Annotated in this window: 21 protein-coding genes; 4 read left to right on the forward strand and 17 right to left on the reverse strand. The window is 33.0% G+C overall.

Annotated features, from left to right (window positions below):
- Positions 1 to 25: 25 nt before the first annotated feature.
- Positions 26 to 388, reverse strand: coding sequence for a ribosome silencing factor (rsfS, locus tag C4S29_RS07670; protein WP_103913561.1), 363 nt, complete (start codon positions 386 to 388; stop codon positions 26 to 28).
- Between the two features lie 85 nt (positions 389 to 473).
- Between rsfS and C4S29_RS07675 the strand changes: the two genes are divergently transcribed.
- Positions 474 to 1,178 carry a biotin--[acetyl-CoA-carboxylase] ligase gene (locus C4S29_RS07675; protein WP_103913562.1) on the forward strand — a complete coding sequence of 235 codons (705 nt, stop codon included), beginning with the start codon at positions 474 to 476 and terminating at the stop codon, positions 1,176 to 1,178.
- On the opposite strand, the gene C4S29_RS07680 is transcribed toward C4S29_RS07675, so the two are convergent.
- From C4S29_RS07680 to C4S29_RS07695, 4 genes are all read right to left on the reverse strand, one after another.
- Positions 1,172 to 2,266: an LptF/LptG family permease gene (locus tag C4S29_RS07680; RefSeq protein WP_103913563.1), complete on the reverse strand. Its 1,095-nt coding sequence runs from the start codon at positions 2,264 to 2,266 to the stop codon at positions 1,172 to 1,174. The genes C4S29_RS07675 and C4S29_RS07680 overlap by 7 nt on opposite strands.
- 19 nt (positions 2,267 to 2,285) lie before the next feature.
- Positions 2,286 to 3,419: a tRNA guanosine(34) transglycosylase Tgt gene (tgt, locus tag C4S29_RS07685; RefSeq protein ID WP_103913564.1), complete on the reverse strand. Its 1,134-nt coding sequence runs from the start codon at positions 3,417 to 3,419 to the stop codon at positions 2,286 to 2,288.
- An 8-nt stretch (positions 3,420 to 3,427) separates the two neighbouring features.
- Positions 3,428 to 3,838, reverse strand: coding sequence for a DUF4296 domain-containing protein (locus tag C4S29_RS07690; RefSeq protein WP_146063282.1), 411 nt, complete (start codon positions 3,836 to 3,838; stop codon positions 3,428 to 3,430).
- A 150-nt stretch (positions 3,839 to 3,988) separates the two neighbouring features.
- Positions 3,989 to 4,702 carry a polyprenol monophosphomannose synthase gene (locus C4S29_RS07695; RefSeq protein ID WP_103913566.1) on the reverse strand — a complete coding sequence of 238 codons (714 nt, stop codon included), beginning with the start codon at positions 4,700 to 4,702 and terminating at the stop codon, positions 3,989 to 3,991.
- Positions 4,703 to 4,817: 115 nt separating this feature from the next.
- Here C4S29_RS07695 and C4S29_RS07700 point away from each other — a divergent pair, with 115 nt between their 5' ends.
- A complete protein-coding gene (locus tag C4S29_RS07700) occupies positions 4,818 to 6,335 on the forward strand; it encodes a GH3 auxin-responsive promoter family protein (RefSeq protein ID WP_103913567.1) in 1,518 nt (505 codons plus the stop codon).
- A 95-nt stretch (positions 6,336 to 6,430) separates the two neighbouring features.
- Here the strand turns inward: C4S29_RS07700 and C4S29_RS07705 are convergent, their stop codons facing one another.
- The 11 genes from C4S29_RS07705 to C4S29_RS07755 all read right to left on the reverse strand — a co-directional run bounded on the left by C4S29_RS07705 (position 6,431) and on the right by C4S29_RS07755 (position 18,226).
- On the reverse strand, positions 6,431 to 7,414 hold the full coding sequence (locus tag C4S29_RS07705; RefSeq protein WP_103913568.1) for an endonuclease/exonuclease/phosphatase family protein: 984 nt from the start codon (positions 7,412 to 7,414) through the stop codon (positions 6,431 to 6,433).
- Positions 7,415 to 7,416: 2 nt separating this feature from the next.
- Positions 7,417 to 8,148, reverse strand: coding sequence for a rhomboid family intramembrane serine protease (locus C4S29_RS07710; RefSeq protein ID WP_103913569.1), 732 nt, complete (start codon positions 8,146 to 8,148; stop codon positions 7,417 to 7,419).
- Positions 8,149 to 8,157: 9 nt separating this feature from the next.
- Entirely contained in the window at positions 8,158 to 9,918 is a 1,761-nt protein-coding gene (mutL, locus tag C4S29_RS07715; protein ID WP_103913570.1) for a DNA mismatch repair endonuclease MutL, read from the reverse strand.
- 500 nt (positions 9,919 to 10,418) lie between these two features.
- Positions 10,419 to 11,636 (reverse strand): DUF3999 family protein, encoded by a 1,218-nt coding sequence (locus C4S29_RS07720; RefSeq protein ID WP_103913571.1) that lies wholly within the window; start codon positions 11,634 to 11,636, stop codon positions 10,419 to 10,421.
- Positions 11,626 to 14,127: a DUF2339 domain-containing protein gene (locus tag C4S29_RS07725; protein WP_103913726.1), complete on the reverse strand. Its 2,502-nt coding sequence runs from the start codon at positions 14,125 to 14,127 to the stop codon at positions 11,626 to 11,628. The genes C4S29_RS07720 and C4S29_RS07725 overlap by 11 nt, the downstream gene beginning before the upstream one ends.
- 102 nt (positions 14,128 to 14,229) lie before the next feature.
- Positions 14,230 to 14,700, reverse strand: coding sequence for a DUF6702 family protein (locus C4S29_RS07730; protein ID WP_103913572.1), 471 nt, complete (start codon positions 14,698 to 14,700; stop codon positions 14,230 to 14,232).
- Between the two features lie 41 nt (positions 14,701 to 14,741).
- On the reverse strand, positions 14,742 to 15,461 hold the full coding sequence (locus C4S29_RS07735; RefSeq protein ID WP_103913573.1) for an LOG family protein: 720 nt from the start codon (positions 15,459 to 15,461) through the stop codon (positions 14,742 to 14,744).
- On the reverse strand, positions 15,458 to 16,171 hold the full coding sequence (locus C4S29_RS07740; RefSeq protein ID WP_103913574.1) for a nucleotidyltransferase family protein: 714 nt from the start codon (positions 16,169 to 16,171) through the stop codon (positions 15,458 to 15,460). Before C4S29_RS07740 ends, C4S29_RS07735 begins: the two co-directional genes overlap by 4 nt.
- Positions 16,172 to 16,227: 56 nt before the next feature.
- On the reverse strand, positions 16,228 to 16,638 hold the full coding sequence (locus C4S29_RS07745; protein ID WP_103913575.1) for a RapZ C-terminal domain-containing protein: 411 nt from the start codon (positions 16,636 to 16,638) through the stop codon (positions 16,228 to 16,230).
- Between the two features lie 97 nt (positions 16,639 to 16,735).
- Positions 16,736 to 17,140: a GxxExxY protein gene (locus tag C4S29_RS07750; protein WP_103913576.1), complete on the reverse strand. Its 405-nt coding sequence runs from the start codon at positions 17,138 to 17,140 to the stop codon at positions 16,736 to 16,738.
- Positions 17,141 to 17,245: 105 nt separating this feature from the next.
- Entirely contained in the window at positions 17,246 to 18,226 is a 981-nt protein-coding gene (locus C4S29_RS07755; RefSeq protein WP_103913577.1) for an aminoglycoside phosphotransferase family protein, read from the reverse strand.
- A 47-nt stretch (positions 18,227 to 18,273) separates the two neighbouring features.
- Between C4S29_RS07755 and xrtF the strand changes: the two genes are divergently transcribed.
- Both xrtF and C4S29_RS07765 read left to right on the forward strand, forming a co-directional pair.
- Positions 18,274 to 18,807: an exosortase family protein XrtF gene (gene xrtF, locus C4S29_RS07760; RefSeq protein ID WP_103913578.1), complete on the forward strand. Its 534-nt coding sequence runs from the start codon at positions 18,274 to 18,276 to the stop codon at positions 18,805 to 18,807.
- Position 18,808: 1 nt separating this feature from the next.
- Positions 18,809 to 19,252, forward strand: a complete 444-nt coding sequence (locus C4S29_RS07765; protein WP_103913579.1) for an exosortase F system-associated membrane protein — start codon at positions 18,809 to 18,811, stop codon at positions 19,250 to 19,252.
- A gap of 103 nt (positions 19,253 to 19,355) precedes the next feature.
- Here C4S29_RS07765 and C4S29_RS07770 read toward each other — a convergent pair whose 3' ends face one another.
- Positions 19,356 to 20,357 carry a cation diffusion facilitator family transporter gene (locus tag C4S29_RS07770; RefSeq protein ID WP_103913580.1) on the reverse strand — a complete coding sequence of 334 codons (1,002 nt, stop codon included), beginning with the start codon at positions 20,355 to 20,357 and terminating at the stop codon, positions 19,356 to 19,358.
- Between the last annotated feature and the right edge of the window lie 11 nt (positions 20,358 to 20,368).

Here is a 20,368-nt window from a genome sequence, read left to right on the forward strand (position 1 = left end):
CCGGCTATTCCGGTATTTTTATTTGTTAATTTTCTATATGGGTGATTTCTGCATCGCCCCAAAGTTCTTCTATATCGTAATAATCTCTTGTTTCTTGCTGAAAAATGTGCACCACTACCGACACATAATCTACCAAAACCCATTGTGCATTATCTGTCCCTTCCACGTGCCATGGCCGTTCTTTTAAATCGTTTCTAACTTTTTTCTCAATATTACCAGCAATTGCAGAAACTTGTGTGTTGCTGTTTCCGCTGCAGATTATAAAAGTTTCTGCTACTGAATTTTCGATTTTTGAAAGATCAAACACCATCACTTTCTCGCCCTTGGTGTCTTGTATCGCTGCTACGATCGTTTCTATTAATATCTCTTTTGGTGTATTTTTACTCATTAATTTTTATATAGTCTGCAAATTTACCGCTTTTTCTTTATTTTAGCCTTATCAAAATGGCGCTTAAATCTTAAATTTTTCTTAAATGAACCCTCTTATTTATTTGGAAATTAGCACTTCTACTAATATCGATATTCTAAAATTTACGAAAGGTGAGCCAAAATTTATTGCTCTTTACACTTTTAACCAAACAAATGGAAAAGGACAATATGATAATTCTTGGGAAATGATTCCGGGAGAAAATCTGGCATTTTCATTTATGTTAAAATCTAAAGATTTAAGCATACCCTCTTCTCTCTTCAATTTCCATACCGCCAATTTGCTCCGGAATTTTATAGCCAATTTGACCCAACAAAACACGGAAATAAAGTGGCCAAACGACCTCATTTTAAATAAGAAAAAAATTGCAGGCCTCTTAATTGAAAAGAAAAAAATAGAAAATCTGGACGTTTATATCATCGGATTTGGGCTAAATGTTTTGCAAACTGACTTCTCTAAACTCCCAAAAGCAGGCTCTTTATTAACACAAACGGGGAAAATCTTTAATTTAAAAAATATTGCAGAACATTTATTTGATTTTTTACAAACTGAAATTTTGCATCCAAAAAACACGCTAATAGATTTTAACTATCATCTTTTTATGAAAGACCAAATTGCCGTTTTTAACCTAAAAGGAAAAAGACAAAATGGCATAATAAAACACGCAGATGAAAATGGCTACTTATGGATCGATTTAGAACACGATGGTTTGCGAAAATTTTTTCACAAAGAAGTAGAATTACTTTACTGATTGGCTCTTCTAAAATATAACACCAAAGCCAAAGGCCCAAAAACGATATTTGGAAGCCACATTGCGACAAGCGGCGTTAAGGTTTTGTTTTCAGACACTACTTTTAAGGCTTCAAAAGAAAATACAAAAACAAATGCCAATGCAATACCAATAGCGAGATTCACACCTAAACCGCCGCGCTTTTTTTGCGATGAAAGTGAAAGTGCTAATAAAGTTAAAATTATGATTGAAAAAGGCATAGAAGTTCTCTGATACAGTTCATTCAAATAAGTATTCAGATTACCATTTCCTTTTTCTCTTTCCCTTTTTATAAAGCGCAATAATTCTGGCGTTGTTTTATTTTGCCCCAATAATTGGTCTGGAAATAATTCTTCTGGTGGATGCCCAAAACTAATGGTTCGCGTGCTACCGTTTTTTAAAATTTCAGAGTCGTTTTTTAGAACCGTTTTTTCTAAAAAACTATTCAACTCAAAATAATTTTTATCTTTTTTCCACGCTACATCGCTAGAAGACAATTGGTAAATTAACTTTTTATTTTTATCGTATTTTTGATAACTAAAACCCGAACCGCGCTTTTCTTTTTTGTTATAACTGTTGATAAAAATATATTCATTGGGTGATAATTGTGTTGTAATAGCGGCATTCCCCAATAATTTTTCACGATCAATTTCTGTGTAGGTGTAGGGTTCCAGCGTGTTTTTTTGAATATTTGCCCATGGCAAAACGAAATGATTAACAATCAACGCGATTATTGCGATAAGCGACGAAGCAACAAAATAGGGTCGTGAGAAGCGGTGAAAACTTGCACCACTGCTTACAATTGCGACAATTTCTGTATTATTTGCGAGCCGAGAAGTAAAAAATATCACAGAAATAAATACCAAAATAGACATAAAAGTCACAATCAAATAAATAATCCAAAACGGATAATAATAAAGTAAAAAATGCCCAACGGTGAAACCATTTGATTCTATCCTGGGCGATTTTTGCTGCACATCTACCACTAAAACTACGATAGACAAAAGCGCCAACATAAACACGAATGTGCCCAGAAATTTTTTGATGATGTATTTGTCTAATATTTTCATTTTTAAATATTCAAAATATTTAAAGTCTATTTTTTAAATTTGGTATCACTGCATTTTTCCATTCATAAAAATCACCTGCCACAATGTGTTCGCGTGCCACTTTTACCAAATCTAAATAAAAAGCCAAATTGTGAATCGAGGCAATTTGCTTGGAAAGATATTCTTTTGCCACAAATAAATGACGCACATAAGCTTTAGAATATTCTCTATCAACATAGCTCGTTCCAAATTCATCCAGCGGCGAAAAATCGTTTTCCCACTTTTTATTTTTCATGTTCATCACGCCTTGCCAAGTGAAAAGCATCGCATTTCTGGCATTTCTGGTAGGCATCACACAATCCATCATATCTATTCCCAAACCGATGGTTTCCAAAATATTCCACGGCGTGCCAACTCCCATTAAATATCTCGGTTTTTCTTTCGGCAAAAAATCTGTTACCTCATCGGTAATTCTATACATTTCTTCTTCTGGCTCGCCAACTGAAAGTCCACCAATGGCATTTCCAACCTGATCGCTTTCTGCAATTTTTTCTGCCGAAATTTTTCTTAAATCTGAATATGTTGAGCCTTGCACGATTGGAAAAAAATGTTGCTTGTAGCCGTAAATTTCTTTGTTTTTTTCGTTATAATCTATGCAGCGTTTCAGCCAACGGTGCGTCATTTCCATAGATTTTTTGGCTAATCTATAATCGCAAGGATAGGGCGTGCATTCATCAAAAGCCATAAAAATATCGGCGCCGATTTGCCGCTGAATTTCCATAGAAATTTCTGGGGAAATAAAATGCGTGCTTCCATCAATATGCGATTTGAATTTTACACCTTCTTCGTTTAATTTTCTAGATTTCGACAAAGAAAAGACTTGATAGCCGCCTGAATCTGTTAAAATCGGCAAATCCCAATTCATGAATTTGTGCAATCCACCAGCGGCTTGCATAATATCCATTTTCGGGCGAAGATTTAGATGATAGGTGTTCCCTAGAATTATCTGGGCTTTTATATCGTCTTTTAATTCTCTTTGGTGTACTGTTTTTACTGAAGCCACGGTTCCAACTGGCATAAAAATCGGTGTTTCAATTTTTCCGTGGTCTGTGTTTATAATTCCTGCTCTGGCTTTACCTTCGGAGGTTTTTTCTATTTCAAAAAATTTCTGCATTCTGTTTTTTATCTTCCCATCGCTGGTAAAAGCGGGTTTTCTTTTAATTTTTTATTGATATAATCTTTGGCTTTAGGGTCTTTTTGCTCGACGATATTTTCCGCACCATCAAAAATTTTATCTAATTTATTGATACCGGTGTAATAGGTATAACTTTCTTGAAAATCTTTTGCTTTTATTTTGTGCTGTTTTAGAATATAGCGCGTTTGCGCTTCCATACTAGCGCTCGGTGCTACAAAACTCATTTGGTCTGCGAGTGCAAATTCTGCTATCAAACTGCTCATTTCGTCTTCCGAAAGTAAATTTTTCGGCTTTTCGATTGCTTGTTTGCAAGAACTTAAAATAACTAATATTAAAAAAAGAAAAACTTTCATATAATACATAAACGCGAAGGCGCATTTTTTTTTAAAACACTTCATATTTATTTTAAAACTCACTACTTTGGTTTATTAAGTGCTTTTTGCAAAAATAAATATTATAATTTTAAATAATTAAACAAATTAAAGGGGTTTTGCTTTAAAATATTTTCAAAAAATATAAAATTTTTCGTCTTTGCGTGTAAGCATTTTTTATAAATTCCCTATTAAAGATTTAAACTTCAGATTGATGACACCAAAAACAGCCTCTTTTATAATTCCTCCATTCATCTTGCTTTGGCCTTGGGTTCGGTCTGTGAATATAATCGGTACTTCTACTATTTTAAATTTTTTCATGAATGCGCGAAATTTCATTTCAATTTGAAAGCCGTAGCCTTTTAGTTTTACTTTATCTAAATCTATTTCATCCAAAACTTTTCGCGAAAAACAGACAAATCCCGCGGTGGTATCACAAATCGGAATTCGTAAAATAAATCGCACATATTTTGATGCAAAATAAGATAATAAAACGCGCGACATTGGCCAGTTTACAACATTTACTCCTTTGGAATAACGCGAGCCAATCGCCATATCGGCATTTTTACAAGCTTCAAATAATTTTGGTAAATCGGCAGGATTATGAGAAAAATCGGCATCCATTTCGAAAATATAATCATAATCTCTCGCTAAAGCCCAACGAAAACCGTGAATGTAGGCTTTTCCCAAACCGTCTTTTATTTTACGTTCTGTGAGAAATAAATGAGGCGTTTTGACTTGCAATTTTTTTACAATATTTGCCGTTCCATCTGGCGAAGAATCGTCCACCACCAAAATATCAAAGCCCTCTTCTAAATTTAAGACAGCCGCAATAATGGCTGCAATATTTTCTTTTTCGTTAAAAGTAGGAATGATGACGAGCTTTTTCATTGATATATAAGTCTGCAAATATAGATATTAAGATTTGAATCTTTTAATTTTCATAATTTTAGTCACGTTAAATTTATCTTAAAGTAACATCTAAAAATTTACTACTTTTGTAAATATGGCAACAAAGGCACTTTTTAATTCTGTTGTGAACTGGTATATTCGGCAAAGAATAGATCAAATTCAAAATTTTAAAGAACATCCTTTAGAAACGCAAAAAGGCGTTTTGTTTTCTCAACTCTTTTTTGCCGAAGACACAGAGTATGGCAAAAAGTATGGTTTCAAAGATATTTCGACCTACCAAGATTTTAAAAACCAAGTCCCGATTGTAACTTACGAAGATTTTGAACCTTGGATAGAAAAAGCCAGACAAGGGCAAAAAGATATTTTTTGGCCAGGTTACATTAAAAGATTCGCAAAATCTAGCGGCACCACCAACGCAAAAAGCAAATTCATCCCTATTTCTAATGAAAGTTTAGAAAATTGCCACTTGAAGGCGGGCAAAGATATGGTGGCCATTTATGCCAATAATCACCCAGAAAATGAATTGTTTCTGCACAAAAACTTGCGATTGGGCGGAAGCGCAGAATTGTATCAAGATTTTAATACAAAATTTGGCGATTTATCTGCCATAATAATTGAAAATTTACCTTTTTGGGTAGAAATTACAACCACTCCGAGCAAAAAAATTTCTTTGATGTCCGAGTGGGAAAGTAAATTGAAAGCCATTGTGAACGAAGTTACCAAAGAGCAAGTTGGCAGTTTCACGGGTGTGCCGAGTTGGATGATGGTCTTACTTTTAAGAATTTTAAAAGAAACCGGACATCAAAATATTTCTGAATTATGGCCCCATCTAGAAGTTTTTTTTCACGGCGGTATAAGTTTTAAACCTTACCGAGAAGAATACAAAAAACTCATAGGAAAAGATATCCGATATTACGAAATCTATAATGCTTCAGAAGGTTTTTTCGCTATTCAAGATGTTTATAAAAGTGAGGAAATGCTTCTGATGTTAGATTATGGTATTTTTTATGAATTCATACCGATGGAAGAATTTCACAAAGATAACCCAAAAACAATCCATTTAGAAGATGTAGAACTCAACAAAAATTATGCACTTTTAATTACAACAAACGGTGGTTTATGGCGATATTTAATTGGCGATACCATAAAATTCACATGTTTAGACCCTTTTAGAATAAAAGTTTCTGGTAGAACCAAACATCATATTAATGCTTTTGGGGAAGAACTAATGATTGATAATGTTGAAACTGCACTTACAAAATCTTGCGAAGCTACCCAATCTACAATTTTAGATTTTACGGGCGCACCCATTTACATGAAAGATGGCAAATCTGGTGCACATGAGTATATTATAGAATTTATTGAGCGCCCAAAAGATTTGCATAAATTCATCGCTGTTTTTGATGCTGAATTAAAAAATATGAATTCTGACTACGAAGCCAAACGCTATAATAATATGACACTTTCTGAGCCAATTATTCACATCGCAAAACCAAAATTATTTTACGATTGGATGGCAGAACGCGGCAAACTTGGTGGGCAAAATAAAGTGCCGCGCTTAAGTAATAATCGGGAATTTTTAGAGCCTTTGTTAAAGAAAAACTTGGAATAATTTCAAAACAGAGACATAAAGGTTTCCCCGAAACAAATGGATTCTTTTTTTAAAAAATAAATATTTACCTCTGTAGTTTTGTGCTGAAAAATTCTTCACTTAATTTTAAAAGTCGCAATAACTGGGAAATGATCCGATAATCTTTTGCTTCTATCTACTTTATAGCTTATTGGGAGAATGTCTTTAGACGTAAAAATATAATCTATCCGAATGGGAAATTTCCAGTCATGAAAACTTGTAGAACTTCCATTTCCAGCAATTTCAAAAGCATCTTGCAAGTTTTTTCCCAAATGGTAATATTCGTAGGAATTGGGCACAGAATTAAAATCACCTGCCATTATAACTGGATATGGCGAAGATTCTATCGCATCACGTGCCGCGGAGATTTGCTCTTGATGTTCTTTGAAAGTGGGAACCATTCTTTTAATTAAACTTTTAAATTTAACTTCATTTTCAGATTGGTTATCCGTTGGCCGAAATTTAGATTTAACCAGATAAAAGGGCTGCAAATAAACATTTACAAAGCGGTACATTTTACCTCTGATTCGTACATCATAAGCGGTTGCTTGTCCTGTTTCATTTATAATCCATTTCTTTTCTGCTACCACTTTATATTTTGAATAAAAAAACACAATAGGCGCTTTATCTACAAAAGGAAGTTTTTCAAAATTATAATCCGACTTTACGTTCCCAGCTTCTTGCAAAAAAACAATATCTGGATCTTCCCGATTAATGAATTCTGCGATTGGTTTGCGACCAAATTTTGCAGAATGAACATTAAAAGTTATAATTTTAAGATTAGCAGATTCTGTTTTTTTCGGGCTATAATTTATAATTCTGCTCGTTGGTTTAAAAAATAAAACGCTTACAATTAGAAAGAAAAAAGCCCGTTTTTTCCATAAAATAATCCAAAATAAAATTAAAATTACATTAAAAATCATTAAAATAGGAAAAGCCAAAGACAGAAAATTAAAGTACGGAAATACTTTTGGCGTCACTATAATATTGAGGAAATTCGCCAACAACAGGGCAATAACTCCCAAATGAATTATTAGAAAAACAAAACGTATAATTTTCATTTTTAATTAATTCTAAAGCGGTTTTTTATAAAGTGTCTTACTAGCAAGTAGCCTACAATCGCGCCACCGATATGCGCAAAATGGGCAATTCCTAAAGTTTTACCAGTGATTTGAAGAAAGAAGGATACCACTACGAAACCAATTACCAAATATTTTGCTTTTATACCAATCGGCACAAACATTAAATATAATTTAGCATCCGGAAATAAGGTCGCAAAACCTGCTACAACACCCATTATTGCTGCAGAAGCGCCCAACATTGGCGCTCTTAATTCATTAATTAACGGCATTGCTACAGATGGCACAGTTCCCTCGTAAGAAAGCGCCGATTTATGGAAAATTTCCGCCACATTTATACCTTGGCTTGTAAGCGATTGCACCATTTGTTGAATTTCATAAAAATTCCAAAGATTAAATAAAACAAAACCGCCCAATCCACTTAAAAAATAGAGAATAATATATTTTCTTTCGCCAATTATTCCTTCTAAAACCGGCCCGAAACTCCACAAAGTCATCATATTAAGCAAAATATGCATAATGCCATAACCCTCGCCTAAAGGCGCGTGCATAAACATGTGCGTCAGAATTTGCCATGAGTGAAAGTTCGGCGAAAGGGGGTAAAATGCCGAAAATAAATTGTATAGTCTCGGGAAGTCCACAAAATTCGAAATCAAATAAATGATAACATTCAGAATAATAATATTTTTAGTAACGGGTGTGAGTTTTGGGAACATAATTTTTTATTAAAATTTATTTTCTAAATCCTCCAAAGAAATTTCATAGAAACAGCGTTTTCCCGAAGGTAAAAATTCGGGAAAACCAATTTCTTGAAATTGTTTTATAAGGACTTCTGCATCGGTTTTATAAAGAAAATCAAAGCGAGATTTGGATTGCATTTTGTTCCATTGGTGCTCATAAAAATGCATAAACTCCTCTTCACTCTTGTAATCTAATATTTCAAAAAGTTTCTCCAAAAAAGGAATCACTTGTTTTTCTTTTAAACCTTCGGGAATACTATTTATTCTTAAAACATTTTCGTGTGCAATCACCATTTCAAAGCCTAAATTTGGTAGGAATTTTTTAATTGAACGGTATTTGTCTTTCTCGATTTCGTTCATATAATATTCTACCGAAAAGAGCAAGGGCTGACTAATATTACTTATTTTTTTGAATTTATTTTGGCTCAAAATCACCAAACGATGCATTCTCCCTAAATCGAGCATCAAGGTTTTTCCACCGCGGTTCATGAGCCAGTAGCCATTCGGAAGTCGCATTAAATCTTCTTCAAAATCTTCTTCTTCAAACAAATTTATTTTTGAAGGTGCGCTAGAAATATTATTTTTATAAAACTCTGTAAGCTCTACTTTTTCTGAAGAAGAAGGACTTTTTTCTGTTAAAAAAGGATTATAATCGCGATCAACTCTTATTTCGGGATTTTTTATATGCCCATTACTTCGGGAGGGCGAAAGTTGCAAAGCATTCGCATCTTTATCAAAATCTAAACTTGGTGCAACATTGTAAATGCCTAGTGAACGCTTAATTGTAGAACGCAAAAGGGCAAAAATTAAATTTTCATCTTCAAATTTTACTTCCGTTTTTTGGGGATGAATATTCACGTCTATTTTCTCCGGATCCGTTTCTAAATACAGAAAAAATGATGGAATATAGCCGGGCAAAAGCAAACCTTCAAAGGCTTCCTGAACGGCTTTATTTAAATATGGACTGCGGAAAAAACGGCCATTAACAAACAAAAATTGCTCGCCTCGTGTTTTTTTTGCACCTTCTGGTTTTGCCACGAATCCTTCCAGTTTTATCCAGCCCAAATCTTCTTTAATGGGAACCAATAAACTGTGAATTTTTCGCCCAAAAATATCCACAATTCTCTGCATTTGGCTACCTTTTCGAAGACGAAAAATGGGTTCATCATTATGAAACAATTCAAATTCTACATTTTCGTGCGCCAAAGCCACCCGCTGAAATTCATCAATAATATGGCGAAATTCTATCGTGTTTGATTTTAAAAATTTCCGACGCGCAGGAACATTGTAAAATAAATTTTTAACAGAAAAACTAGAGCCATCTGCAGTTTGAATCGGTTCTTGGAAATGAAATCCGCCCCCTTCAATGTAGATATTAGTGCCGGTTTTAGAATCTTCTTTTTTTGTGCGAAGTTCTACTTGTGCAACAGCTGCAATAGATGCCAAAGCCTCACCACGAAAGCCTTTGGTGGCAATTTTAAAAATATCCTCAGTGGTTTTTATTTTAGAAGTGGCGTGTCTTTCGAAGGCCATTCTAGCATCGGTTTCAGACATGCCGATACCGTTATCTACCACTTGAATTAAGTTTTTGCCAGATTCACGAATAATGAGTTCCACTTTTGTGGCTTGTGCATCGATCGCATTTTCCATCAATTCTTTCACCACAGAAGCAGGTCTTTGCACGACTTCTCCCGCAGCAATTTGGTTTGCAACGTGATCTGGTAAAAGTTGAATAATATCTAGCATAAATAAAAACTCCCACAAAAGTAAGGATAAGGAAGTTGGGAAAAAAATTTATTGAAAAATTGCCGTTTTAAAACCCTCTAAAAATCTAACTCAAAATAGTAATAACACAAGTTTTACAGATCTAGACATAATAATTTTTTGAAAAACATCAATAGGAACGGGCTTTAGCCCGTTATATAAGGTTTTAAATAAGAATTGGCTTTAGCCAAAACCTAATATACGTTTTGGCTAAAGCCAAATGACGCATTACATCTTTCATCGGGCTAAAGCCCGACGCAATTGATATTTTTAAGTTATTGATAAATATTACTTTGAAAATTGAAAATTAATCGAACTCAGGTTAATAACACAAATTTTACAGATCTAGCCATAATAATTTCAGTGTTTTACGTCTTCTAGAACTGAAATAATGAACTGTTTTTTGAAAAATTAGTCACAATTAGAAAGGGAAAATATTTATCGTTTTAGCGTTCATAAAAACAAATTTTGTGGAAGAAACGCTACTTTTTATTCAAATCTTTTACCATCGAAATGGCGAAAAAACCGATGACCAAAATCGCAACCAAAATACAAATCCACATAAAAAGAGCGGTTTGCCAAAACGATTTTTCGGCGTTTTTAGTGGTAATTTTTTCAATTTTTTCTAAAGAATTTACTTTTGCAATAGGGAAATTTTGATTAAAATTTAAACCCACATTTGCTAAATCGTATTGCGGTTTTGATAATTTTGGATTTATAATAATTGCATATTTTTCATGCTTTTTTAAATCTACAAGAATAGAAATCGGGTTTTGATACAAATTTACATTCTCAATTTCCAAAGGTAAATTGTCTTGATTATCAATTGTTATCGTTAATTCATCCGTAAAAATCTCAGAAATTTTAAAAGTGTTTTCGCTTTTTGAACTTATTTGTATTAAACCAACGCTTTCAATGAGCGTTTGGGTTTTTCCTTTGAAAACTATCGTTTTTGGGATGGAAATTTCGGCGTTTCTTAAATAAAAATTTGGGGCAGAAATATTAAATCTAATCTCATCAATAACTTGAGGTTTCCTAAATTTCAATTTAATAATTGATTGTTTCCGTTCCGTATTGGTGGAAATACTTTGTGAAGAATTTCTTAAAATAATGGGCGCAGAATTATTTTGAAAACTCGTTTCGGAACTTGCTTCAAGAATATTTACAGGCAAAGATTTCTTATCAATAAAGGTAAATTTCAAGTATTTGTATTGATTTAAAGGAAAACTAAACCGCCGTAATACGAAGGTGCTATTTTCATCCGAAAGATTACTAATCGTTTGATTATCAACTAACCCGAACCATTCTTTCTGATCATTACTTCCGCTAATGTTGTATGTTTTAACAACATCTGTATTGGCAATTTTTAAATTTAATTCATCTAATTTCTCCAAATCTTTATTTAAAACCACAATGGAGGTTGAAACATTTGGAATTGAATTTTTAGATAAAATTTCAAAATTTTTTGATGATTTGGTAGAAGTTTGAGTATTTAAAACCACATAAGGAACTTCGGTGTTTTTCGAATCGAAAATCCTTATAAAATCTAAATTATTTAATGAAGCAGAACGAATTTCGGGCGACAACACTATTTGATGAAAACCACTATTTTCAGTCATTTGCAGTGGCGCGCGTTCGATTTGGGCAAATAACAATTGCGCAAAAACCGCTAATATTAAACTAAAATTTTTAGGCTTCATCTTCATTATTTTGGGGTTTTTCTAAGTTTGTACGATTACTATTTTCATCATCTATCACTAACTTTTTTATTTTCTGGTAAACAAAAGAAATAATTAAAATTAAAACACCCAATAAAATAAATGCTATAATTTTTCCTGTTTCAGACACATTTTGGATGTCGTAAATAAATAGTTTCAAAATGGTAATCCCAAGCAAAGTAAGCGCGATAATTCGCAATTTTTTATTTTGCTTTTTGATGCCTACAATTAGAAAAAGGAAAGATAAAACGCCCCATAAAACAGGATATCCGATTTTAATAATTTGTGTTTTTAGCAATGATGCTTTGTCTTCAAAAAAATGCTTTTTGGAATAAAAACTGCTATCAAACGTGAATTTATTTTTAATAAAATCTTCATTATTGGTGATTTCTCCAGACCATTTCAAGCCGTGAATCATCACTTCATTGCTCAAAATATAAATGGCAAAAAAGGCTAAAATCCATAGTGCAAATTTGTGGTTTAAATATTTAGAAAAACTTGCTTCGTTTCTATTTGTGTAGAGAATATAGATGAAATAAAATAAGCAAATGAGCAATAAATAATGAATGATAAAGGCCATTTGATTATTCGAGTCTCCGGCAAAATTATTGGTCATTTCCTGAAAAGTGAGGCTGTAAAACACCGCGCAATACAAAACTAAATTTGCAAAAGCGAGGATAAAACTGAATTTCACTGCGATTTTTTTCTTTAATGAAAAATAGATTAAAACAACACTGAATATAAAATGGTATAAAACCGAAAGCGAAATGGCAGACGCATCGTTTGCAATGTAGAAATGTGCTTGATAAAAAACCTCAAAATAGCCAACAAAATAAGCCACGAAAAAACTCAATAAAATTAAACCAAATCTGTAATTTTTATTTTTAATTGTAAAAAAATTGAAAAATTGATTTTCTTTTTCTTCTTTGAAGAAATAAGTGGAAGCAATTAGGGACGCTAAACTCACAATTCCTGTGATGAAAATCGGGTTTAAAATTGGTCTTAAATTTAAGTCTTTAAAGCCAAGGTAATAAAAATCCCAATCCATCGCAAGGCTGATCAACATTAAGATTTGCACGGCAATACCAGCAAATTTTAGGGTTAAAATATTAGATTTTTTTGCCAACCAAAAAAGTAAAACCGCTTCTGCAGCCCAAAAAAGTGTGATGCGGTTTCCTTCAAACTGAATCGGAATTGCAAGCGTGATGAGACTTAAAGTTAAACCCAAAAGTAGGTAAACCGCGTTTTTATCTAAACCATATTTTTTGTAAAATATAATGGCCAAAATAAAATTGTAAAGCGCTAAAACCACGGTAAACAAGCCTTTTATGTGAATCCCCCAACTTTCGATAATACTGATGCCCATCCCAAAATAGAAAAAAGTATTGGCTAAAAATAAGGCATAATCTACTTTTGAAAACTGATTTTTGGTGCGCAAATTATTAATAACAATGGCGATACTAAAAATCACATAAAATATGGTGGCAAATAAAAACGCACCAAAATGCGGAAATTTTGGGCCAAAATAAACCGATTGAAACCAGCCAGAAAAAATTAAACACGTAAAAATAAATGCTAAAATTGTAACTAAATTCCATTTTTTGAAATAGGCAATTGTGAGCATTCCTAAATTTAAAATGATCAGATAAGAGAATAAAACCTTATAATTTCCTTCGCCTGTACTGACCATAAAAGGCACGGCAAAACCGCCAATTAAAGTCAAAACCGCTAATTCTTTTCTATCGTAAGATACAGAAACAAGCGCAGAAAATGCGGTAATTACCACCATAATTATGAACGCAACAGTTTGGCTAAACAAGTGGTAATCATGAAAAGCAATACCGATGGTGAGGTAAAAAATACCAACGGCGCCTGCCACAAAAACCGAACTAAATGCTTTGTAATTGGTTTTTAATTTATGTGCCACAAACATCACAATTGCGCCAGCCAGAATGCCAATCCCAACTCTTGCAGGTTCGTTGATCCAATCTTTATCAATCGCAAATTTTACAAAAAAACTGATGCCCAAAACCAAAATTAAAATCCCAATTTTATTAATCAGATTTTCGCCAATAAATTTTTCGATATCTGGGTTTTCTTCTTTAAATTTTTCTAGCCAAGATTTTTTCGGTGGTAAAATTTCCTGCGAATACGGCCGTTTCGGCTTTTGCTCTGTAATTTCCCGCGATTTTGTGGATAAAGCCACATTTTGAAAAGTGACTTCTGGCTCTGCTTTTTGGGGTTTTATTTCCTCTAAAATTGTTTTTTCAGGAATTATTTTAGGCTGAACTGCCTTTTCAATTTCCGTGGAAGATTGCAGCGTTTCAGGATTGCTTTTAATTTGAGATTTTAATTCTTTTAAAGAAGATTTGAGTTGCTCTAAAGCAATTTTGGTTTCTGCTGCATTTTTTGATGTTTTATTTAATAAAATAATGATTAAAATCAACAAAATTAAAAACAAAAGTATTTCCATATCATACATATTAAAGCAAATATAAACAAAAACATTACGCAAAAAGCCGCAAAAAAAAACCACATTATAAAATGTGGTTCAATGTTTTAAATGTTTTTTTCGTTAAAAACTTACTTCATTGCTTTCTCTACCTCTTTGGAAAGTCATTGTTTTTTGATTGCCTTTGTAACCAATATTTACGATATTCACTTGTTTTGGATAAGCTTCTAATAAAATAGTATTGCTGATTTTTAAAGTATTGATAGAAGAAATATTTCCCGCTTCGAAATAAACCCAAACGGATTCGCCGTTTACTTGGCTGCCTGTGAAAGTTAATCGTTGTGGCACGCCATTCACAGAAACCGAAAATTTGTTGTTCACATATTTTTTTACTTCGGCTTCAAAACCTGCGGTGTTCGGATTAATGTTTATGGCTGTTGAAACATGTTCCGTATCCATTTTTGTAGTGAATTTTAAAGTTTTGCTGCCTTCCACGTAATCCACTTTCGTCATGGAAGAATAAAAGTCTGCTTTCATAAAACTCATTAAAAGCAACACGGCAAAAAGTCCAGATATTTGTATAAATTTTTTCATTTTAATTAATTGTAAAAGTGAAGGCACAAAAGATATGCCAATTAAAAGTTAACATTCACTGAATATTTGTCGTAGAACGCTTTTATATGTGCAACGGCTTCGTCGGCCGTATCTACCACGCGAAAAAGACTAAAATTTTCTTCGCTGATTGTTCCATTCTTTAATAAAGTATTTCTAAACCAATCTAAAAGACCGCTCCAAAATTCTGAGCCCACTAAAACTATGGGGAAACGACCAATTTTTTTAGTCTGAATTAAAGTGAGCGCTTCCATTAATTCATCTAAAGTTCCAAAACCACCTGGAAGCACGATGAAACCTTGCGAATATTTCACGAACATTACTTTTCGTACGAAAAAATAATCATAATCCATAGAATAACCTTTGTCTATGTAGGGGTTAAAATGCTGCTCAAAAGGCAATTCTATATTCAGGCCGATAGATTTACCGCCACCTTCGTGTGCGCCTTTGTTTCCGGCTTCCATTATGCCTGGCCCGCCACCTGTGATAACACCAAAGCCAATTTCTGTGATTTTTTTTGCAATTTCGGTTGCCATCAGGTAATATTTATCGTCTTTCTGCAATCTCGCGGAACCAAAAATAGAAACGCATGGGCCGATTTTAGCTAATTTTTCGTAGCCATCTACAAATTCAGCCATGACTTTAAAAACCATCCAACTGTCTTTGGTAACGGTTTCGTCCCAAGTTTTTTGCCGAAAACTTTCTTTTATTCTTTTATCTTCTAAATTATTATCGTCTATCATATAAATAGTTTTTCTGCTTGTTTTACGGATTCGGGTTTTCCCACGTCAATTAAATTTGCCTGATGAAAAAGACCTTTAATAATTTCTGTTTTCATCAGGTCTAAATACTCTTCCATAATTGAGAATTTTCCGCGACGCTTTATTTTATTAAATATAGAAGAATTCACACAATGTATCCCACTGAAAGCCATTGGCTTAAAGGCCTTGTTGAATTCTGCTAGTTTTTGTTCGCCTGAATCTACATTAAGCCAGCCGCGTAAAATTTGCGCTTCATTAAATAATAATTTCCTAGAACTTTTTCTATCTGAAACGGCTAATGTAACGAAATTTTTATTGTTTAAATGGTCTGAAATAAATTCATCTAAAGCCAAATCTGTTAAAATATCGGCGTTCATAATGAGAAAATTTTCTTCGTTTTCTAAATATTTTTGGGCAAATAATAAGCCGCCGCCCGTTTCTAAAAGTTCTTCTTTCTCCTCTGAAATGCTAATATTTGCTCCAAAATTATCATTAATTTTCAAAAAATCTACAATCTGATTTCCAAAATGATGAACATTAATTACAAAATCATTAATGCCAAAGCTTTTCAAATATTTTATATTTCTTTCTAAAAGCGGAACGCCATTCACCTCTACCAAAGCTTTTGGATGGCTGTCTGTGAATGGTTTTAGGCGTGTTCCTTTCCCGGCGGCAAAAATTAATGCTTTCATTTGAATTTTTTTATTTTTTCGAATTATCGTTGTAGATAATCTTAGATGAGTTTTTGTTATAATACTTTTAGTTGCGGTTGCTCATCGTGAAATAATTTCACAATAGTTTCCGGATATTTATTTTTAACAAATTCTGCAATTTTTTCTGCGCAATAAACCGAGCGGTGTTGCCCGCCAGTGCAGCCAAAATTAATTTGCAAGTGCTCAAAATTTCTGCTTAAATAGTTTTCTATTGTTATGGAAATTACCGATTTGATGCCTTCTAAAAAATGTGGCATTTCGGTTTTTTCTTCTAAAAATTTTTGGACGCCAATTTCCTGACCGGTTTGTGTTTTAAATTCCTCTATTCTTCCAGGGTTTAAAATACCTCGACAATCAAAACAAAAACCGCCGCCGTTGCCGGAATAGTCTTTTGGGATGCCGCCTTTTTTGTACGAAAAACTGTGGATTTCTACGTTTAAACTCATTTTTTTTAATTTAGAATTTTACTTTTTTACCATTAAGAATTATGAAGGGATTAAGAAAATTAAGGTTTGGAAAAACATTGAAAACATTTTTATAAAACTAATCATCTAAACAGTTAAAATATTCATTAATAAAGGGTTTCATCGATTTTGTAATGTTGTTCGTGAAAAAATTTATCAATAATCCTTGCGGTTTTTTAAGGACTTTCATGTAAGTCAAAAGTTGGGCTTCATGGATTGGTAATAGAGTTTCGATAGATTTTAATTCAACTACTACACAATCATTCACTAATAAATCGACAATTATTTTGGTCTCTATTTCTACTCCGTCATAAATTATTGGTGTGTAAAGTTGTTGTTTTACATTATATCCGCTTTTCTCCAGCTCGATTTTTAAACAGTCTTCGTATACTTTTTCGAGCAAACCTGGCCCTAAGATTTTATGAACTTTTATCGCACAACCTGTAATTTCATAAGACAACTGCGTCACTTCTCTCCTTGTCATCGTATATTATAATTTTTTTACAAGCAATTTAACACTTAACATAATTGTCTTAATTCCTTCATCATTCTTAATCGTTCAAATTACAATTTTAAAACATTTATTATTTTAAGGATTTAAGTTAAAAATCAATTTCTCCAATTCTGGGTAATTTTTCATTTCATCCCAAGAATTAGCAAAATGTTGAATATTTTCTACACCTTTTGGGATACTTGCCAAAAAATGCTCTTTTTTCTGCACCAATCCACGGAAACCATAAGCGCCCAAAACTTGCAAATAGCGCATTAATTTTAGAGGTTCGAGGGATTTTTTTAATTTATTCCTATCAAGTTCATCATTAAATAAATTAATATAAAAACTTAACATTTCGTTTTTAAAATATTCTGAAAAATTGGCTTTTGCTTGGAAGAGAAAGGAAACTACGTCATACATCAACGGGCCTTGCATGGCGGCTTGATAGTCGATAAAAAAAACGCAATTATTGACATTCACCATTATGTTTCTGGCTTGAAAATCTCGCAGCATTAGGCCTTTTGGATGAAGATTTTCAACTAATTTCACTATTTCTAAAAACTCGGAAATGAGTTTAGATTTTTGATAAGGCAGTTCTAAAACATCTGCGAAAAAATTTTTAAAATAAAACAAATCGTTTAAAATAGGACGTTCATCGTAACTTTTATATTCAAAGGTTTGGGCAAAATCTACTTTGTCTCGTGTGGCATTTTGAAGTGAGAAAAGTTTTGATAATGCGTTTTGAACTAAATTTTTAACACGATCAGATTCGCCTTCTTTTGCGATGATTTCCGATAGAGTTATTTCGCCTAAATAACTTTGAATGTAGAGATTTTCATCATTATTAATTTTAAAAATTTCTGGCGTATTTAAACTTAAATCTGAAAATAATTTTGAAAAATAAAAAAAAGCGCGGTTTTCTGCAATGTTTGAATTATAAGTTATAACAAACTTTTCCTTTGCTGTTTTAGCAATGAAATTTTTTCTAGAAGAGCCGCTCTGTGGCAAAGCCAAGATTTGCTGTAGTTTTTCTTGCGAAAAATCTTCAAAAAACTGAATAATTTCTTTTTCTTCCATGCAAAAACAAAGATACTAAAATTTGAAGATTTTATTATCTTTGCGCTATGTTTAAGGATTTTTTGCCTGTTTTAAAAGTCATTCTGCGGTTTATCATTATTTACCTCGTTTTGCTTTTTGCGTACCAATTTTATCTCAATTATTTTGATAATTTAGCGATAGATCCTTTTTCTAAATGGGTAGCGAGGCAAAGTAGTTTTTGCCAAAATTCTTTAGGCTACAAAACACAACTTGTAGATGTCGCAAAATACAAAAGCTCCTACTTTTATGTGAACCATCAATATCTCTCGAGAATGGTGGAAGGCTGCAACGCCATTTCTATTATGATTTTATTTTTAGCCTTTATTTTTGTTTTTCATAAAGGTCTTAAAACTTATCTTTTCGCAGCGGCTGGTTTGGTTATTATACACATAATGAATGTTTTACGTATTGCTTGGCTCAACATTATTTTGTTGAAATTTCCCCAATATGATCATATCGCGCATGATTATTTTTTCCCGGCCATTATTTATGGAACCATCGTTATTTTATGGTTGGTTTGGGTGAAGTTTTTTGTTTTAAAGGGAGAAAAAAAGATATAAAATGAACTATTTAAAATGGCTTTTTGTGTTTTTGGGAATTTCAGGTTTAATCGCGGTGCGTTTTGTAGAAAACCATTTGTTTTATGATCCTTTTTTAGCCTTTTTTAAAATTGCAGATAGAAATGCGATTTTTCCTGATTTTGAATGGCTGCCTTTGGTTTTAAATTACCTCTTCAGATTTGCATTAAATTTAATTTTTTCATTAATAATTATTCAGGCTTTATTTCAAAATAAGAAATGGACGATTCAGGCTTTGGTTCTAATTATTATTGTATTTGGGATTACGTTTCCGGTGTATTTATTTTGCATTCACACGAAATTTGAAATTGGCTATTTGTTTTCTTTCTACATGCGAAGATTCGTAATTCAACCTTTGATTTTATTACTGATTGTTCCGCTGTTTTACTATCGAAAAGCGCAACTAGAAAAAGGATTGGACATTTAGAGTTGCGTACAGATTTTTTTTAAATTGCATTTTCTTCGTAAAATTTATACTGCTTTAAAACCTAGCCAATGTTCAAGATCTTGACTAGATAGTTGGGTGAAATTTAATTTTTTAGAGAATGCTTTTGCACTTGTGAAATGTTTTTTTCGTCCCAAGTAATTTTTTTAATGAATTGATGTTGGCGCGCGCTACAATTTTCTACTTGGCAAATTTCACAAGAAAATGATTTGCAATCATCCATGTGAAAATTAAATTCAATATTTCTGTCAGAATTTTTAGCGATTAATTTCACCAATTCTTCCATTTCTTTATGTGCTTCGCGAAGTTCAAAATACCATGGCAAAGTGAGGTGGGCATCTAAGTGCAAGTGGCTGCCATGTTGCTGAATTTTTGTGTTGTGCAAGTCTATCCAGGTCGGTTTTCTGTGTTCATTTAAAAAAGATGATAGTTTACGAAGCATATCAGGATTGGCCTCATCCATAATGCCGCTTAAAGATTTTCGGACAATTTTGTAGCCGACAAATATAATATAAAGCCCGAAAAGAATTGCTACGAGGGAATCTATCCAATAAATTTTCGTGAAATAAACGACGAGCAAACTCGCAACCACTCCTAAAGTTGTAACTGTGTCTGCCATCAAATGCTTGCCAGAACTTTTCAGCACGAGAGAATTTTCCGTTTTTCCCTTTTTGAAACTTAGATAGCCAAGTACATAATTCACCACGGCTGTAATGGCCACAATAAAAATTCCGTAATCAATTCGATCTAAAATATTTTTGTTTAGTAATGAAACAATTGCTTGACCGATAATGATAATACCCGCAAAAATTACGAGCGCGCCTTCTATACCAGAAGTGATGAATTCTACTTTGCCGTGGCCGTAAGGATGGTCTTCGTCTCGCGGTTTTGAGGCGAGATAAAGTGAATATAAACCCAAAAAAGCGGCTATAATATTCACAATACTTTCCATGGCATCAGAAAATATGGCGTCTGAATTGGTTAACCGCCAAGCCACTAGTTTCCCGACAAAAAGAAGCACGCCGATAATGGCCACATTTCTTTGGAAGCTGAAATTGTTCTTGGTATTTTGGTTTTGTTTATTCATAAAAAATGCCT

The sequence above is a fragment of the Halpernia humi genome, from assembly GCF_900108025.1.
Taxonomy (GTDB): domain Bacteria; phylum Bacteroidota; class Bacteroidia; order Flavobacteriales; family Weeksellaceae; genus Halpernia; species Halpernia humi.

Bases quoted from the DNA above. Each gene is read 5' to 3' on its own strand.
- rsfS (WP_103913561.1), bottom strand. From the start codon at position 388: ATGAGTAAAAATACACCAAAAGAGATATTAATAGAAACGATCGTAGCA.
- C4S29_RS07675 (WP_103913562.1), top strand. From the start codon at position 474: ATGAACCCTCTTATTTATTTGGAAATTAGCACTTCTACTAATATCGAT.
- C4S29_RS07680 (WP_103913563.1), bottom strand. From the start codon at position 2,266: ATGAAAATATTAGACAAATACATCATCAAAAAATTTCTGGGCACATTC.
- tgt (WP_103913564.1), bottom strand. From the start codon at position 3,419: ATGCAGAAATTTTTTGAAATAGAAAAAACCTCCGAAGGTAAAGCCAGA.
- C4S29_RS07690 (WP_146063282.1), bottom strand. From the start codon at position 3,838: ATGAAGTGTTTTAAAAAAAAATGCGCCTTCGCGTTTATGTATTATATG.
- C4S29_RS07695 (WP_103913566.1), bottom strand. From the start codon at position 4,702: ATGAAAAAGCTCGTCATCATTCCTACTTTTAACGAAAAAGAAAATATT.
- C4S29_RS07700 (WP_103913567.1), top strand. From the start codon at position 4,818: ATGGCAACAAAGGCACTTTTTAATTCTGTTGTGAACTGGTATATTCGG.
- C4S29_RS07705 (WP_103913568.1), bottom strand. From the start codon at position 7,414: ATGAAAATTATACGTTTTGTTTTTCTAATAATTCATTTGGGAGTTATT.
- C4S29_RS07710 (WP_103913569.1), bottom strand. From the start codon at position 8,148: ATGTTCCCAAAACTCACACCCGTTACTAAAAATATTATTATTCTGAAT.
- mutL (WP_103913570.1), bottom strand. From the start codon at position 9,918: ATGCTAGATATTATTCAACTTTTACCAGATCACGTTGCAAACCAAATT.
- C4S29_RS07720 (WP_103913571.1), bottom strand. From the start codon at position 11,636: ATGAAGCCTAAAAATTTTAGTTTAATATTAGCGGTTTTTGCGCAATTG.
- C4S29_RS07725 (WP_103913726.1), bottom strand. From the start codon at position 14,127: ATGGAAATACTTTTGTTTTTAATTTTGTTGATTTTAATCATTATTTTA.
- C4S29_RS07730 (WP_103913572.1), bottom strand. From the start codon at position 14,700: ATGAAAAAATTTATACAAATATCTGGACTTTTTGCCGTGTTGCTTTTA.
- C4S29_RS07735 (WP_103913573.1), bottom strand. From the start codon at position 15,461: ATGATAGACGATAATAATTTAGAAGATAAAAGAATAAAAGAAAGTTTT.
- C4S29_RS07740 (WP_103913574.1), bottom strand. From the start codon at position 16,171: ATGAAAGCATTAATTTTTGCCGCCGGGAAAGGAACACGCCTAAAACCA.
- C4S29_RS07745 (WP_103913575.1), bottom strand. From the start codon at position 16,638: ATGAGTTTAAACGTAGAAATCCACAGTTTTTCGTACAAAAAAGGCGGC.
- C4S29_RS07750 (WP_103913576.1), bottom strand. From the start codon at position 17,140: ATGACAAGGAGAGAAGTGACGCAGTTGTCTTATGAAATTACAGGTTGT.
- C4S29_RS07755 (WP_103913577.1), bottom strand. From the start codon at position 18,226: ATGGAAGAAAAAGAAATTATTCAGTTTTTTGAAGATTTTTCGCAAGAA.
- xrtF (WP_103913578.1), top strand. From the start codon at position 18,274: ATGTTTAAGGATTTTTTGCCTGTTTTAAAAGTCATTCTGCGGTTTATC.
- C4S29_RS07765 (WP_103913579.1), top strand. From the start codon at position 18,809: ATGAACTATTTAAAATGGCTTTTTGTGTTTTTGGGAATTTCAGGTTTA.
- C4S29_RS07770 (WP_103913580.1), bottom strand. From the start codon at position 20,357: ATGAATAAACAAAACCAAAATACCAAGAACAATTTCAGCTTCCAAAGA.